We start from the raw sequence: 13,827 nt of genomic DNA, 5'->3' as shown, positions 1-13,827 counted from the left end.
ACCATGTCGTTCATCTGCCCGCACCGCCGCGCGCCGCTGGTCGCCTGCCGCACACAGGCAGGGTCGAAGCGGCGGTCCATGACCACCCTGGCCGCCCTGACCACCCTGGCGACACTTGCCATGTCGCCGGTGGCGGCCGCCGCCGGCGAGATCGGCGTCACGATGGTCCCACCCGTCGGCTTCTTCAAATTCCTGCGCGACGGCATCGACGCACGTGCGCATCAGCTCTCCGGCGTCAACGTCTCGTTCGCCTATGCAGAGGCCGGCGCAGGCGCGGCCCAGGTCGAACAGGTTCGACAGTTCATCCAGCGTCACGTCGATGCGCTGATCGTCCTGCCGGCCGATGCCGGCTCCACCTCGGCAATCACGGCGCTGGCGATCGCCGCGCACACGCCTTTGGTCTTCGTCAACAATGGCCCCCGTCAGGACTGGTTCGCCGGTCGTGTCGCCCTGGCCATCCCGAACGATATCGTCGCCGGCAGACTGCAGGCGGAAAAACTCGCCGAGGAACTGCACGGCAAGGGACAGATCGTGCTCATCATGGGGCCCGCATCGCATTCCGCCGCCGCGATGCGCACCCAGGGCGTACGCGACGTGCTTGTCCACTACCCCGACATTCATGTCATCGAGACGGCCAGCGCCGACTGGGACAGACAGAAAGCCAGGGAGCTGGTCGCGGGCTGGCTCGGCAAGGGTGACCATTTCGATGCCGTCGCCGCCAACAACGACGAGATGGCGCTCGGCGCGGTGGCCGCTCTGGCCGATGCCGGCCTGCCGGACGGCAGGATCATCGTCGCCGGCGTGGACGGGCTGCCGGATGCGGTTGCGGCGATCAAGGCCCACAAGCTGAGCTTCAGCGTGCTCCAGGACGCCGCGCTGGAAGGCCGCAAGGCGCTCGATGACGCGCTTGGCCTGGCGGCCAATGCCGCGGTCCAGCAGTACGACTGGGTGCCGTTCGATCTGATGACCGAGCAGACGCTGGCTCAGGCGGCGACGTCGACCCAGCGCGACAACTGACGCCGCGCGCGCCCCTCACCTGCCGGTCATGATCCGTTCGACAAGCTGACCCACCGTCGGCACGAAGCCATTCGAATAGAACGGGTCCTGAGCGAAGCGATAGGCGTTGTGGCCACTGAACATCAGGTTGTCGTCCATCACCGTCGGGTCGTTTTCGGCATGGGCGATCTGCTGCAGCGTCTTCTGGATGCAGAACGAACGCGGATCGGCCTTGCGACCGTTGTTATAGCTCGGCCCGACCTGGCTCCAGTTCGAGAACCGGCACTGCGACAGGCAGCCCATGCAGGCGGCCTGATCGGCATTGATCTCGGCCGCACGCTCGGGGGTGACGAAGATCATCGTCGAATCCGGGGTGCGCATCGCCGTGGTCTCGCCAGCGCGCTCCCAGGCGCGGACATGGGCGAGGTCGGACGGGGTGAGATACACCACCCGGCCACGGGCGCCATACTCGTAGGGGGCGACGTGCTCGCCCACCGCTTCGGTGCTGAACGCCACCTGCCGCTCCGAACGGCCGGCGAGTTCGCGCAGGAAGTCGTTGTTCACCGCCGAGGAGTAGAAGCCCGTCGGCGAGAAGCGGTTGAGCGAGATGTCGCCTTCACGCAGGGTCAGCAGGCGCTGTTTCCAGCTCTGCGGGATCGGACTTTCCTGGGTCAGGAGCGGGCGGGTGCCGAACTGGAAGGCAACCGGGCCGAATTCGGGATTGTCGATCCAGTCCTCCCACTCCTCCAGCCACCATACGCCGCCGGCCATGATGATCGGCGTGGTATCCAGACCGAAGGCGCGCATCTGCGCGCGCAACGCCTTCACCCGCGGGGCGGGATCTTCCGGCCTGAGCGGGTTCTCGCTGTTCGACAGCCCGTTATGACCGCCGGCGCGCCACGGATCCTCATAGACCACGCCGCCGAGCAGCTCGGCCGCCTTGCTGTATGAGCGCTTCCACAGCGCGGCGAAAGCGCGCGCCGAGGACACGATCGGGTAGTAGTGGATGCCGTGTTTCGCGGCGATCTCGGAGAGGCGATAGGGCATGCCGGCGCCGCAGGTAATGCCCTGCACCAGCCCCGGAGCCCCGTCGAGCACGCCTTCGAGCACGCGTTCGGCCGCGCCCATCTCCCACAGGATGTTGACATGCAGCCGCCCACGCCCGCAGCGCAGTTCGTGCGCGCGGCGGACCTGTGCGATGCCGCCGGCGATCGCGTAGTCGACCAGTTCGTCCTGGCGCTCGCGCCGGGTGCGGCCGTGATAGACCTGCGGAACGGGGTTGCCATCCGCATCGTAGCTGTCGGCGTTGACCAGGCTGACGGTACCGACACCGCCCGCACCCGCCCAGTGCCCAGCGGAGATGCCGGTCGAGACCGACACCCCCTTGCCGCCTTCGACGAGTGGCAGCACCTCGCCGCCGCCCATCCGAATCGCATCAATCGGCTTCATCGGCCGAAGTCCCCTCGCAGTCTCGTCAGGTAGAAGCCGTCAGACGGCGTCCACGGCCTCCCGGGAGCGGCCACCCTCGCGACCGCCCTCACGGCCACCCTTCGGGCCGACCTGGTCGGAGATATCGGCGCCGGTCGCCTGATCGACCACCCGCATCGACAGCTTCACCTTGCCGCGATCGTCGAAGCCAAGGCACTTCACCTTCACGATATCGCCGGCACTGACCACGTCGGAGGTCTTGTTGACCCGGCCCTGCTGCAGTTCGGAGATATGCACCAGACCGTCACGCGCACCGAGGAAGTTCACGAAGGCACCGAAATCGGCGACCTTGACCACCTTGCCGGTGTAGATCGCGCCGACCTCGGGCTCGGCAACGATGCCGCGAATGCGGTCGATCGCCTTGTTCGCCTGCTCGTCGGTCTGGGCCGCGATCTTGATGGTGCCGTCGTCGTCGATGTCGATCTTCGCACCCGAGAACTCGACGATCTCGCGGATCACCTTGCCGCCGGTGCCGATGACGTCGCGGATCTTCTCCTTCGGCACCGAGATCGTGGTGATCTTGGGCGCCGTCGACGACACGCCCGAGCGGTTCTCGGTCAGCGCCTTGGCCATCTCGCCGAGGATGTGCAGGCGGCCTTCACGGGCCTGCTCCAGCGCGATCTTCATGATCTCGGGCGTGATCGAGGTGATCTTGATGTCCATCTGCAGCGAGGTCACGCCAGCTTCGGTACCGGCGACCTTGAAGTCCATGTCACCGAGATGATCCTCGTCGCCGAGGATGTCGGACAGCACTGCGTAGCCCTTCTCCTCCTTGATCAGACCCATCGCGATACCGGCCACCGGGCGCTTGAGCGGCACGCCGGCATCCATCAGGCTGAGCGAGGTGCCGCAGACGGTCGCCATCGAGGACGAGCCGTTGCTCTCGAGGATCTCCGAGACCACGCGCAGCGTGTAGGGGAAGGCCTCCTTGCTCGGCAGCAGCGGATGCACCGCGCGCCAGGCGAGCTTGCCGTGGCCGATCTCGCGACGGCCCGGTGAGCCCATGCGGCCGGCCTCACCGACCGAGAAGGGCGGGAAGTTGTAGTGCAGCATGAAGTGCTGGCGATACTCGCCGTCCAGCGCGTCGATCACCTGCTCGTCCTGGCCGGTGCCGAGGGTGGCGATGCACAGCGCCTGGGTCTCGCCGCGGGTGAACAGCGCCGAGCCATGCGCACGCGGCAGCACGCCCACCTCGGCCACGATCGGGCGCACGGTGCGGGTGTCGCGGCCGTCGATGCGCAGGCCGGTGTCGAGGATCGCATTGCGGACCACATCCGCCTCGAGATCCTTGAGCAGCGGCTTGGCGGCCTCGGCGTTCAGCCCTTCCTCGGTCAGCTTGGCAAGGATCGCCTTCTTCGCCGCCCCCACCTTCTCGTAGCGGGCCTGCTTGACCCGCTCCTGGTAGGCCTCGGCGATCGAGGCGCGGCCAAGCTCGCTCACGCGGGCCTTGAGCGCGCGCTGCTCGTCGGTTTCCTCGGCCAGCGCCCAAGGGGTCTTGGCGGCATGCTCGGCGAGCTCGATGATCGCGTTGATCACCGGCTGGATCGACTGGTGGCCGAAGGTCACCGCACCCAGCATCACCTCTTCCGAGAGCTCGGAGGCCTCGGACTCGACCATCAGCACGCCCTCGGCAGTGCCGGCAACGACGAGATCGAGCGTCGGGTTGGCCTTCATCTCGGCGGTGGTCGGGTTCAGCACATAGGCGCCGTTCTCATACCCCACCCGACAGCCGGCGACCGGACCGAAGAACGGGATGCCCGACAGGGTGAGTGCGGCCGAACAGCCGATCAGCGCGGCGATCGCGGGGTCGTTCTCGAGGTCGTGGCTGAGCACCGTGGCGACGACCTGCACCTCGTTGCGGAAGCCCTCGGGGAACAGCGGGCGGATCGGGCGGTCGATCAGGCGCGAGTTCAGCGTCTCGACCTCGGAGGGACGCCCCTCACGCTTGAAGAAGCCGCCGGGGATCTTGCCCGCGGCATAGGTCTTCTCCTGGTAGTTGACGGTCAGCGGGAAGAAATCCTGCCCCGGCTTGACGTTCTTGGCACCGACGGCGGTGCACAGCACGATGGTGTCACCATAGCTGACCACCACGGCGCCATCGGCCTGACGGGCCATCTTGCCGGTCTCGAGCACCAGCGTGCGGCCGCCCCACTCGAGCTCTTTGCGGAAATAATCGAACATCTGAATCGTCCTCTTCCTACGTCATGTCGCGGCGCAAGACGGTCGGGAAATCATCGGCGGCGCCCTGCCACCCTGACGATCGGGTGGGCGGCGTCTCGGACGGCATGGAGGCGGTCACGCGCGCACCGGAGCGCGACCAGAGGCACCATGTTGCCTGAAACGCCGGTCGGGTCGGACCGCGTCTATCTCCGCAACTCGCTTGCGGCGCTTCGGTGTCTTGTAACGCGAAACCCGGCCGGGATCAAAATCCCGGCCGGGTTCGATGTCAGCGCAGGATTTCTGCGTTCAGCGGCGCAGGCCCAGACGCGAGATCAGCGCCTGATACCGCGCCTCATCCTTGCGCTTGAGATAGTCCAGCAGGCTGCGGCGGCGGCCGACCAGCATCAGCAGACCGCGGCGCGAGTGGAAATCCTTCGCGTGCGTCTTGAGGTGGTCGGTCAGGTTGGAGATCCGCTCGCTCAGCAGGGCGACCTGGACTTCCGGGCTGCCGGTGTCGTGGATGGCGGTGGCGTATTCGCCGATGAGCGTCGTGCGACGCTCGGCTGTGATCGACATCGTGTGCTCCATGGGTTCGGTGTTGTCAGAAAAGGCGTTCCGGCTTCAGCAGCCCGTCCTCGAGACGGGCCAGTCCGGTCACGCGCGTCCCGGCCGTCACCCGCACGAGTCCACCAGCGGGATCGGCGGCTTCGGGAATGCGGCCCAGCAGCGTGACCAGGCTGATCGCCTGTCCATGCGAAAGGGCCGCCGCCTCGTCGTCGGTCACGGCCAGAGCCGGGATGTCGGCCAGCGCGGTCGAGACCGGACGCAGAAGCGTCGGGGAAGCGGGCGCGTTGTCGTCGCCCGCGAGGCAATTGTCCAGAGAAATCGCGTCCTGCTCGTGAAATGGCCCGACGCGAAGCCGACGCAGGGTGGCAACATGGCCAACCGTGCCGCAGGCACGGGCGAGGTCACGGGCCAGCGAGCGCATGTACACACCCTTGCCGGACTGCACCTCGAAGATGGCGGTCTCGGCATCGACGCGCTCGATCAGTTCGAAACGGTCCACCCGCGCCGGGCGCGCCTCCAGCACCGGGGCACGACCCTCCCGCGCCATGTCGTAGGCCCGCTCGCCGGCCACCTTGATCGCCGAGAAGATCGGCGGGATCTGCATGATCTCGCCCCGGAATGCCTCCAGTGCGGCGTTGAATTGCGCATCGGTGGGCCGCACGTCGGAGGTTTCGATCACCTCGCCATCGGCATCGTCGGTGTCACGCGCCTCGCCGATCTTCAACGTGAAATGGTACAGCTTGGTGCCGTCCATGATGTACGGCACGGTCTTTGTCGCCGCCCCGAACGCGACGGGCAGAACGCCGGTCGCGAGCGGATCGAGCGTGCCGCCATGGCCGGCCTTCTGCGCATCGAAGCCACGACGCACCCGGTTGACCACATCCGTACTGGTCATCCCGGCCGGCTTGTCGACGATCAGCCAGCCATTCAGCGGGCGGCCCTTCCTGCGGCGCATCAGCCCGCATCCTCGTCGCTGCCGTGGTCGAGATCGCGCTGCACCTCGGGCGAATGCAGCAGCGCGTTGATCGAGGTCGCGTAGTCCAGCGCCTCGTCCGGCTGGAACGAGATCTGCGGTGCGACCCGCAGGCGCAGCGCATGCGCGAGCTGGGTACGCAGATAGGGTGCCGCGCGCTTGAGTGCCGGCAGCAGCGCGTCGATATCGGAGCGTCCAAGCCGCGAGACGAAGGCGGTGGCGTGCTTGAGGTCGGGACTGATGCGGACTTCGGCCACCGTGACCTGCGCATCCGCCAGCTCGGGATCGCGGAACTCGTGGCGGGCGAAGATCTGCGCCAGCACGTGACGGACTTCCTCGCCGACCCGCAACTGACGCTGCGTCGGCGCGCCGGGGGCGGTGCGGCCGCCGCCGGATTTCTTGCTGCTCATGGCCTGTATTTCTCTTTCTTCTTTTTCTGAAGAAAAAGAAGCAAAAAGACTTTCAAATATTACGGGCGACCCCGGGAGGCCGCCCGCAACAGATCAAAGTTTTTTGGTTCTTTTTTCAAAAAAGAACGTCTTTCTTCTCTTACGCCGGCACCAGCTCGCTCTCGAAGCACTCGACGACGTCACCTTCCTTGAGGTCGTTATAGCCATGGAAAGAGAGGCCGCATTCGTAGTTGCGGGCCACTTCCTTGACATCGTCCTTGAAGCGCTTGAGCTGGCTGAGCTCGCCCTCGTGGATGACCACGTTGTCGCGCAGCAGACGCACGCCGCAACCGCGCTTGACCACGCCCTCGGTGACGTAGCAGCCGGCGACCTTGCCGACCTTGGTGATCTCGAACACGCGACGAATCTCGGCATAGCCGAGGAACTTTTCGCGATGCTTGGGCGCGATCTTGCCGCGCACGAGCTGCTCGATGTCATCGGCCACCTGGTAGATGATCGAGTAGTAGCGGATATCCACCCCGTCACGCTGCGCGAGTTCGCGCGCCTGGCTGGTCGCGCGCACGTTGAACGCGACGATGACCGCGTTCGACGCCTTTGCCAGCTGCACGTCGCTCTCGGTGATCTGACCCACCGACGACAGCAGCACGCGGACCTTGACCTCCTCGTGCGCGAGCTTGAGCACGGTGGCCTGGATCGCCTCCGCGCTGCCCTGCACGTCGGCCTTGACCAGCACCGCGACCTCGGACTGCGCGCCGGCAGCGATACGCGCCAGCATCTGGTCGAGCGTTCCGCGCGACGCGGCCGCACCGGCAGCGGCCTTCTCGCGCAGCTTGCGCTGACGGAACTCGCTGATCTCGCGCGCCCGCGCCTCGCCCTCGACGACCACGAACGGCTCTCCCGCGCCCGGCACGCCGGACAGGCCGAGCACCTCGACGGGGACCGACGGGCCGGCTTCCTTGAGCGCCCGGCCCTTATCGTCGAGCATCGCGCGCACCCGGCCCCACTCGGCGCCGGCGACCACGATCGAGCCCTGATCCAGCGTGCCCTTCTGCACCAGCACGGTCGCCACCGGACCGCGGCCGCGATCGAGACGGCTCTCAATGACAGTGCCCTCGGCGGTGCGGCGCGGGTTGGCGCGCAGATCGAGCACCTCGGCCTGGAGCAGGATCGCCTCCTCCAGCCTGTCGAGGCCTTCGCGCTTGAGCGCGGAGACCGGCACATCCATCGTGTCGCCGCCGAGGCTCTCGACCACGATGTCGTGGCTGAGCAGCTCCTGGCGCACGCGCTCTGGGTTCGCACCCGGCTTGTCGATCTTGTTGATCGCCACGATGATCGGCGCTTCCGCCGCCTTGGCGTGCCTGATCGCCTCGATGGTCTGCGGCATCACGCCGTCATCGGCGGCCACCACCAGCACGACGATGTCGGTCACCTGTGCACCACGCGCGCGCATCGAGGTGAAGGCCTCGTGGCCGGGCGTGTCGAGGAAGGTGATGCGCGCACCGCTCTTCATCTGCACCTGATAGGCGCCGATGTGCTGGGTGATGCCGCCCGCCTCGCCGGCGGCGATGTCGGTGGCGCGCAGCGCGTCCAGCAGGCTGGTCTTGCCGTGATCGACATGGCCCATCACGGTGACGACCGGCGCACGCGGCTCCAGATCCTCCTCGATGTCCTCCATGCCCTCGATGCCGAGCTCGACATCGCTGTCGGCGACACGGCGGACACGGTGACCGAATTCCTGGATCACCAGCTCGGCGGTGTCGGCGTCGATCGACTGGGTGATGGTCGCCATCACGCCCAGCTTCATCAGCGACTTGATCACCTCGCCGGTGCGCGCCGCCATGCGGTTGGCGAGCTCCTGCACGGTGATCGTCTCGGGCAGCACCACGTCGCGCACGACGCGCATCTGATCGGAGCGCAACCGGTCAAGATCGGCCTGGCGACGCTCGCGCTCGCGCTGACGACGCACGGAGGCCAGCGAACGGGTCTTGTCGTCATCGCCCTCGATCGCGGCGCGCACGTCGATACGGCCGCCGCGGCGCGGATCGCCACCCTTCTTGGGCGCGGCCACCTGCGGCTTGCGCGGCGGCACCGCCGCACCCGGACGACGCACCACACCCGTGCGGGCGCGGTCCTCCTCCTCGGTGCGTGCCCGCAGGCGCAGGGTCTCGGCCGGCGGCGCCGGCGCGGTGGTGGGGGCCGGACGCTCGGTGCGACGCACCGGCGCCTCTCCGACTACGCGAAGCTGCGGCATCGGCAGCGCCTGCGCGGCGAGCGCGGCGGCAGCCTCGGCCTCGGAGGCGCGACGGGCGGCCTCCTCTTCCTCACGGGTCCGCTCGGCGGCACGCGCGTTCTCGGCCTCGGCGCGACGCGCCTCTTCCTCGCGGCGCGCGGCTTCCTCGGCGGCGGAGCGGATCGAGATCGACTCCTGCTCGCGACGCTCGGCCTCGCGGCGCTCGGCTTCCTTCGCGGCCGCCTCGCGCACCGCCGCCTCGCGACGCTGCTGCTCGAGCACGCGCTGGCGGGTGGCAAGCTCGCCCGCGGTCAGCGCGCGGCCGGCGCCGACCGGACGCGTCGCCGCACCCGAGCCACTGCGCTGCGCCCCACCGCCGGAGCCCCCACCCGAGCCGGGCTGACCCGGCGCCGGCGCACCCGGACGCGGGGTGCGCTGCTTGCGCACCTCGACCTGCACCACCTTGGAGCGGCCATGGCTGAAGCTCTGCCGCACGGAGCCGCCGTCCACTGTGGGTCCGACCTCCCCGCGGCTGGCCGGACGCAAGGACAGCCTGCTGCTGCCGCGCCCCGCCTCGCCCTTCACCGTGTCGTGCTCGTTGCCGTCGCTCATAGACCCGCCTGTTCCCCATCTCCGCCGGATCGACCCGTCGGAGCGGGCTGTCGTTGACCGGACAGCCCCATCCATCTCTCACCGTCGACGATCAGCCGCTCGGCCAGCCGGCCAGGCGCGATCGCGACATGCACCACATGGTCACGGCCGAAGACCGTGCCCAGTGCTGCCGCATCCAGCACCGCCACCACCGGCAGGTGCCTTGCCCCCGACAGCAGGCGCGAACGCTCGTCCGCACTGCCATCGGCAGCCTCAACCACAAGTGCGGCCCGCCCCGACGCGATCCACTCGCGCGCCTTGGCGAAGCCGCTGACCGCCTGACCCGCCCGGCGGGTCAGGCCCAGCGCATCGACGATGCGCCGGGTCAACGCGTCCTTCAGCAGGGCGGGGAGATCGGGCGGCAGCGTCACCGAACCGCGTGCGGCGCGTGCGAACACACCCCGCTTCGCGGCGCTTTCTATCACATCCCGTTCCGCACTCAACCAGATTCCCCGGCCGGGCAGCCTTGCAGCGAGGTCGGGGACCACCAGCCGGTCCGGCGACACCACGAAACGGATCAACTGCTCCTTCGGCTTGCGGGTCCGGGTGACGGCGCATTGCCGGACCGGACCCGTCTCCTCGGCTTCGGGCAGTTCGATGTCGGGCGCGTCAGGCGTGGCCGGGCTCCTCATGCGCGGCCTCGGCGGCCTCGCCGTTCTCGGCCGCGAACCAGTGCTCACGGGCCGCCATGATGATCTCGTTGGCGGTCTCCTCGTCGATCGCATCCGATCCCAGGATTTCGACCAGCTCGTCACCGGCCAGATCGGCGAGGTCGTCGAGCGTCTTGACCCCCTTCTCGCCGAGGGCGACCAGCCCGGTCGGGCTGAACGCCTCGAAGGCGGCGACGTCGTCGGTCACGCCGAGCGCGATGCGCTGCTCGTTGAGCGCCTCGTCGCGGCGGATCAGATGACCGGAGGCGCGGCGCACCAGTTCCTCGGCGACGGTCTCGTCGAAACCCTCGATCTCCGCCAGTTCCTCGACCGGCACGAACGCCAGCTCCTCGATGGTCTCGAAGCCCTCGGTCACCAGCAGGCCGGCGATCACGTCATCGACATCGAGCGCTTCGACGAACACACCGGTCTTGCGGCGGAATTCCTCCTGCCGGCGCTCGCTCTCTTCCGCTTCGGTGAGGATGTCGATGTCCCACTTGGTGAGCTGGCTGGCCAGACGCACGTTCTGGCCGCGACGGCCGATGGCCAGGCTCAGCTGCTCGTCGGGCACCACGACCTCGACTCGCCCGGCATCCTCGTCCATCACCACCTTCGACACCTCGGCCGGGGCCAGCGCATTGACCACGAAGGTCGCCGCCTGCGGGCTCCAGGGGATGATGTCGATCTTCTCGCCCTGCAGTTCGGCCACCACCGCCTGCACGCGCGAGCCGCGCATTCCGACGCAGGCCCCCACCGGATCGATCGAGCTGTCGCGCGAGATCACCGCCATCTTGGCGCGCGAGCCGGGATCGCGGCTGACCGCCTTGATCTCGATGATGCCGTCGTAGATCTCGGGCACTTCCTGCGCGAACAGCTTGGCGAGGAACGCCGGGTGGCTGCGCGAGAGAAAGATCTGCGGGCCGCGCGGCTCGTCGCGCACGTCATGGATATAGGCGCGCACGCGGTCGTTGTTGCGGAAGTTCTCGCGCGGGATCAGCTCGTCGCGGCGCAGCAGTGCTTCCGCATTGCCGATCTCGACCATCAGGTTGCCGTATTCGGTACGCTTGACGGTGCCGTTGACGATCTCGCCGACCCGGTCCTTGAACGCGTCGTACTGGCGCTTGCGCTCATACTCGCGCACCCGCTGCACGATCACCTGCTTGGCGGTCTGGGCGGCGATGCGGCCGAAATCGATCGGCGGCAGCGGATCGACCAGGTGCTGGCCGATCTCGATACCGGGCTGGAACTTGCGCGCGATATGGACGGGGATCTGGGTCTCCTCGTTCTCCACCACCTCGACCGCCTCGGTCCAGCGCTGCAGGCGCACATCGCCGGTGCGGCGGTCGATGGTGGCGCGGATGTCCTTCTCATGGCCGTATTTGGCGCGGCCGGCCTTCTGGATCGCCTGCTCCATCGCCTCGAGCACTTCCTCGCGGTCGATCGACTTCTCGCGCGCCACGGCATCGGCGACGAGCAGCAGTTCGGGGCGGTGTACGGAGGTGTCCATCGGCGTCCTCGTGTTCTCGAAATCAGTGACGGTTGGCGCGCGGCTTGGCGCGCCGGTTGGCAAATCGTCCGGGACCGCGACGGGGGGCATCGGCAGACACCTCCGCTTCCTGCGCCGTCCCCGCTTCGGTCTCAAGATCGTCCGGCTCGTCCGCGCCTTCGGGCATGGTGGCCGCGATCAGCGCATCGGTCAGCACCAGCTTGGCGCGGCGCAGCTCGTCGAGCGGCAGCACCACGTCGGAACCGTCATCGAGCCGCAGCGTGGCCGAATGGTCGTCGGCACCGATGATGATGCCGTTGAAGCGCTTGCGCCCGGCCACCGGCACCATCGTCTCGGCGCGGGCCAGATGACCGGCGAAGCGCACCCAGTCCTTCGCCCGGGTCAGCGGCCGGTCGATCCCCGCCGAGCTGACCTCCAGGTTCCACGCCCCGGGGATCGGATCGTCGACATCGAGAATGGCGCTGACCGCGTGACTGATCGCCTCGCAATCCGCTACCCCGATCAGCGATCCGTCGGCGCGATCGGCCATCACCTGCACGGTCGGCCGCTCGCGGCCCAGCACGGCGACGCGGACCAGATCATAGCCCATCGCCTCCAGCCCCGGCTGGATCGCGGCCGTGATGCGCGCATCGAGCCCGCCCGCGGTCAACTGACCGGTGGCGGTGAACGGCGTATCGTCGTGATCGAGCTCGTCGTGGTCCAAGGTCTGCGCTCCAAAGCCGAAAGGGCGGCCCTTGCAGGCCACCTCCCGGGATCGTGGAGATTGTCGTTGATGTGCGCCAGATAGAGCCAAACCGGCCCGAATACAAGGGTTGTCTCGCGGATCGTCCGCAGCGAGCGACCTGTATCGGCGTGAACCGATTGTTAAGCCTCTCGCGCGCATCATGGTCATGAGATGCGCACCCTCGCGCAGAGGTCGGGGCCAGTGGATCCACCAGCACAGACAGAGCACCTCGCTGTCCCTCGCCTTCGGCGCGTCGCACACCGTGCGGCCGCCCTGACGTCCTGGCTGACCGCCCCGGACAGCCAGGATGACGAGCCGATCCGGCCGCAGCTCGGTGTCATGGGGGTGGCCACCCGCAACGACGTCCTGCGCAGCATCATCATGATCGCGATTCTGGTCACCTGCTGCGGCTGTCTTGGCGGCCTCGAGGCCACGGCCCCCCTGGCGATGTTCGCCGCGCTGACCTCGGCGGCGAGATGGTTCTATACCGGACCCGTGCAACGGGCGCGCGGCGATGGCCCGATGCTTGCGGCGACACTGGCCTGCGCATTCAGCGCCGGCCTCATCGGCGGGGTCGCGATGTCCAGCGGCCATAGGGGCCTGATGGTGATTGCTGCCGTGCAGACGGCCGCCATCGCGGTCGGCCACAGCATGGTCAATGCGGGCATCCCCCGCGCCGCGCGTCTGTCCGCGTCGATCCTTATCATCACCTTCGTGATATTGACGGCGATTTCGCTGAGATCGGAGGTACTGCCGATTGTGCTGCTGGTACCCGTGTGGCTGATGGTGATCTTCACGGTCGTCGCCCGGCTGCATGCCGTACTCGCCAGGTCGCTCTGGGCGCAGCGCATGACCGACCATCTCGCCAATCACGACCCGCTGACCGGCCTGCCGAACCGGGCACGCTTCATGCAATGCCTGCAGGCGGCCTGCGACGTCGCCGCGCACCCGGGCGCGGCGACGGGCCATGTGCTGTATCTCGACCTGGACGGATTCAAGGCCGTCAATGACTCGCTGGGCCACATCGCCGGCGACCAGTTGCTGCGGGCGGTCTCGCAGGGCTTCACCAGGGCCCTCGGCGAGGGCGATATCCTGGCCCGGCTCGGTGGCGACGAGTTTGCGGTCATTCTCTCGCCGGCCCCGCCCGAGCGGGTTCACCGGATCGCCGAGGCGCTGGTGCACGTGGCCACGGCACCCTTCCAGCTCGATGGCCTGCCGCCGATCCGGATCGGCGTCAGTATCGGCGGGGCGACGCTCGCCGCGCGCCTGGGCATCTCCGATCTCCTGCATCTGGCCGACACCATGCTCTACGAGGCCAAGCGTTCGGGCCGCGGCACCTTTCGCCTTGCCCCCTGCCCGGCGACAGACCTCGCCCCGGCCTGACCTGTCACTGGGTGCCCAATGCCGGGGGATCGGCAAGCGCGCTCAATCTCCCGGCACGCTCCCCGCACAGGGGATATCGGGTGAGCCG

11 protein-coding genes are annotated in these 13,827 nt (G+C 68.1%); 2 read left to right on the top strand and 9 right to left on the bottom strand.

Annotated features, from left to right (window positions below):
• Window positions 1-3: 3 nt before the first annotated feature.
• Window positions 4-1,017, top strand: coding sequence for a substrate-binding domain-containing protein (locus FHR90_RS01865; protein ID WP_176622001.1), 1,014 nt, complete (start codon window positions 4-6; stop codon window positions 1,015-1,017).
• Between the two features lie 15 nt (window positions 1,018-1,032).
• Here the strand turns inward: FHR90_RS01865 and FHR90_RS01860 are convergent, their stop codons facing one another.
• The 9 genes from FHR90_RS01860 to rimP all read right to left on the bottom strand — a co-directional run bounded on the left by FHR90_RS01860 (window position 1,033) and on the right by rimP (window position 12,281).
• On the bottom strand, window positions 1,033-2,445 hold the full coding sequence (locus tag FHR90_RS01860) for an NAD(P)H-dependent flavin oxidoreductase (RefSeq protein ID WP_176622002.1): 1,413 nt from the start codon (window positions 2,443-2,445) through the stop codon (window positions 1,033-1,035).
• Window positions 2,446-2,484: 39 nt separating this feature from the next.
• Window positions 2,485-4,665 carry a polyribonucleotide nucleotidyltransferase gene (pnp, locus tag FHR90_RS01855; RefSeq protein ID WP_176622003.1) on the bottom strand — a complete coding sequence of 727 codons (2,181 nt, stop codon included), beginning with the start codon at window positions 4,663-4,665 and terminating at the stop codon, window positions 2,485-2,487.
• A gap of 285 nt (window positions 4,666-4,950) precedes the next feature.
• Entirely contained in the window at window positions 4,951-5,220 is a 270-nt protein-coding gene (gene rpsO, locus FHR90_RS01850) for a 30S ribosomal protein S15 (RefSeq protein WP_176622004.1), read from the bottom strand.
• Window positions 5,221-5,245: 25 nt separating this feature from the next.
• Complete coding sequence (truB, locus tag FHR90_RS01845) at window positions 5,246-6,166, bottom strand: tRNA pseudouridine(55) synthase TruB (protein ID WP_176622005.1); 921 nt, start codon at window positions 6,164-6,166, stop codon at window positions 5,246-5,248.
• Window positions 6,166-6,594 carry a 30S ribosome-binding factor RbfA gene (gene rbfA, locus FHR90_RS01840; protein ID WP_176622006.1) on the bottom strand — a complete coding sequence of 143 codons (429 nt, stop codon included), beginning with the start codon at window positions 6,592-6,594 and terminating at the stop codon, window positions 6,166-6,168. The genes truB and rbfA overlap by 1 nt, the downstream gene beginning before the upstream one ends.
• 139 nt (window positions 6,595-6,733) lie before the next feature.
• Window positions 6,734-9,436: a translation initiation factor IF-2 gene (gene infB / locus FHR90_RS01835; protein ID WP_183274649.1), complete on the bottom strand. Its 2,703-nt coding sequence runs from the start codon at window positions 9,434-9,436 to the stop codon at window positions 6,734-6,736.
• Window positions 9,433-10,107: an RNA-binding protein gene (locus FHR90_RS01830; RefSeq protein WP_176623453.1), complete on the bottom strand. Its 675-nt coding sequence runs from the start codon at window positions 10,105-10,107 to the stop codon at window positions 9,433-9,435. The genes infB and FHR90_RS01830 overlap by 4 nt, the downstream gene beginning before the upstream one ends.
• Window positions 10,085-11,632 carry a transcription termination factor NusA gene (nusA, locus tag FHR90_RS01825; protein ID WP_176623455.1) on the bottom strand — a complete coding sequence of 516 codons (1,548 nt, stop codon included), beginning with the start codon at window positions 11,630-11,632 and terminating at the stop codon, window positions 10,085-10,087. The genes FHR90_RS01830 and nusA overlap by 23 nt, the downstream gene beginning before the upstream one ends.
• Before the next feature lie 22 nt (window positions 11,633-11,654).
• On the bottom strand, window positions 11,655-12,281 hold the full coding sequence (gene rimP / locus FHR90_RS01820; RefSeq protein ID WP_256124146.1) for a ribosome maturation factor RimP: 627 nt from the start codon (window positions 12,279-12,281) through the stop codon (window positions 11,655-11,657).
• A gap of 276 nt (window positions 12,282-12,557) precedes the next feature.
• Between rimP and FHR90_RS17705 the strand changes: the two genes are divergently transcribed.
• Window positions 12,558-13,739 (top strand): diguanylate cyclase domain-containing protein, encoded by a 1,182-nt coding sequence (locus FHR90_RS17705; RefSeq protein WP_183274648.1) that lies wholly within the window; start codon window positions 12,558-12,560, stop codon window positions 13,737-13,739.
• The last annotated feature ends 88 nt before the right edge of the window (window positions 13,740-13,827 follow it).

Origin of the sequence: Endobacter medicaginis, assembly GCF_014192375.1 — a bacterium.
Lineage (GTDB): Bacteria > Pseudomonadota > Alphaproteobacteria > Acetobacterales > Acetobacteraceae > Endobacter > Endobacter medicaginis.
The sequence above is the reverse complement of the archived record's forward strand: the minus strand, read 5'-3'. Positions and strand labels throughout refer to the sequence as shown.

Coding starts and splice junctions, on each gene's coding strand:
- FHR90_RS01865 (WP_176622001.1), top strand. CDS start 4: ATGTCGTTCATCTGCCCGCACCGCCGCGCGCCGCTGGTCGCCTGCCGC.
- FHR90_RS01860 (WP_176622002.1), bottom strand. CDS start 2,445: ATGAAGCCGATTGATGCGATTCGGATGGGCGGCGGCGAGGTGCTGCCA.
- pnp (WP_176622003.1), bottom strand. CDS start 4,665: ATGTTCGATTATTTCCGCAAAGAGCTCGAGTGGGGCGGCCGCACGCTG.
- rpsO (WP_176622004.1), bottom strand. CDS start 5,220: ATGTCGATCACAGCCGAGCGTCGCACGACGCTCATCGGCGAATACGCC.
- truB (WP_176622005.1), bottom strand. CDS start 6,166: ATGCGCCGCAGGAAGGGCCGCCCGCTGAATGGCTGGCTGATCGTCGAC.
- rbfA (WP_176622006.1), bottom strand. CDS start 6,594: ATGAGCAGCAAGAAATCCGGCGGCGGCCGCACCGCCCCCGGCGCGCCG.
- infB (WP_183274649.1), bottom strand. CDS start 9,436: ATGAGCGACGGCAACGAGCACGACACGGTGAAGGGCGAGGCGGGGCGC.
- FHR90_RS01830 (WP_176623453.1), bottom strand. CDS start 10,107: ATGAGGAGCCCGGCCACGCCTGACGCGCCCGACATCGAACTGCCCGAA.
- nusA (WP_176623455.1), bottom strand. CDS start 11,632: ATGGACACCTCCGTACACCGCCCCGAACTGCTGCTCGTCGCCGATGCC.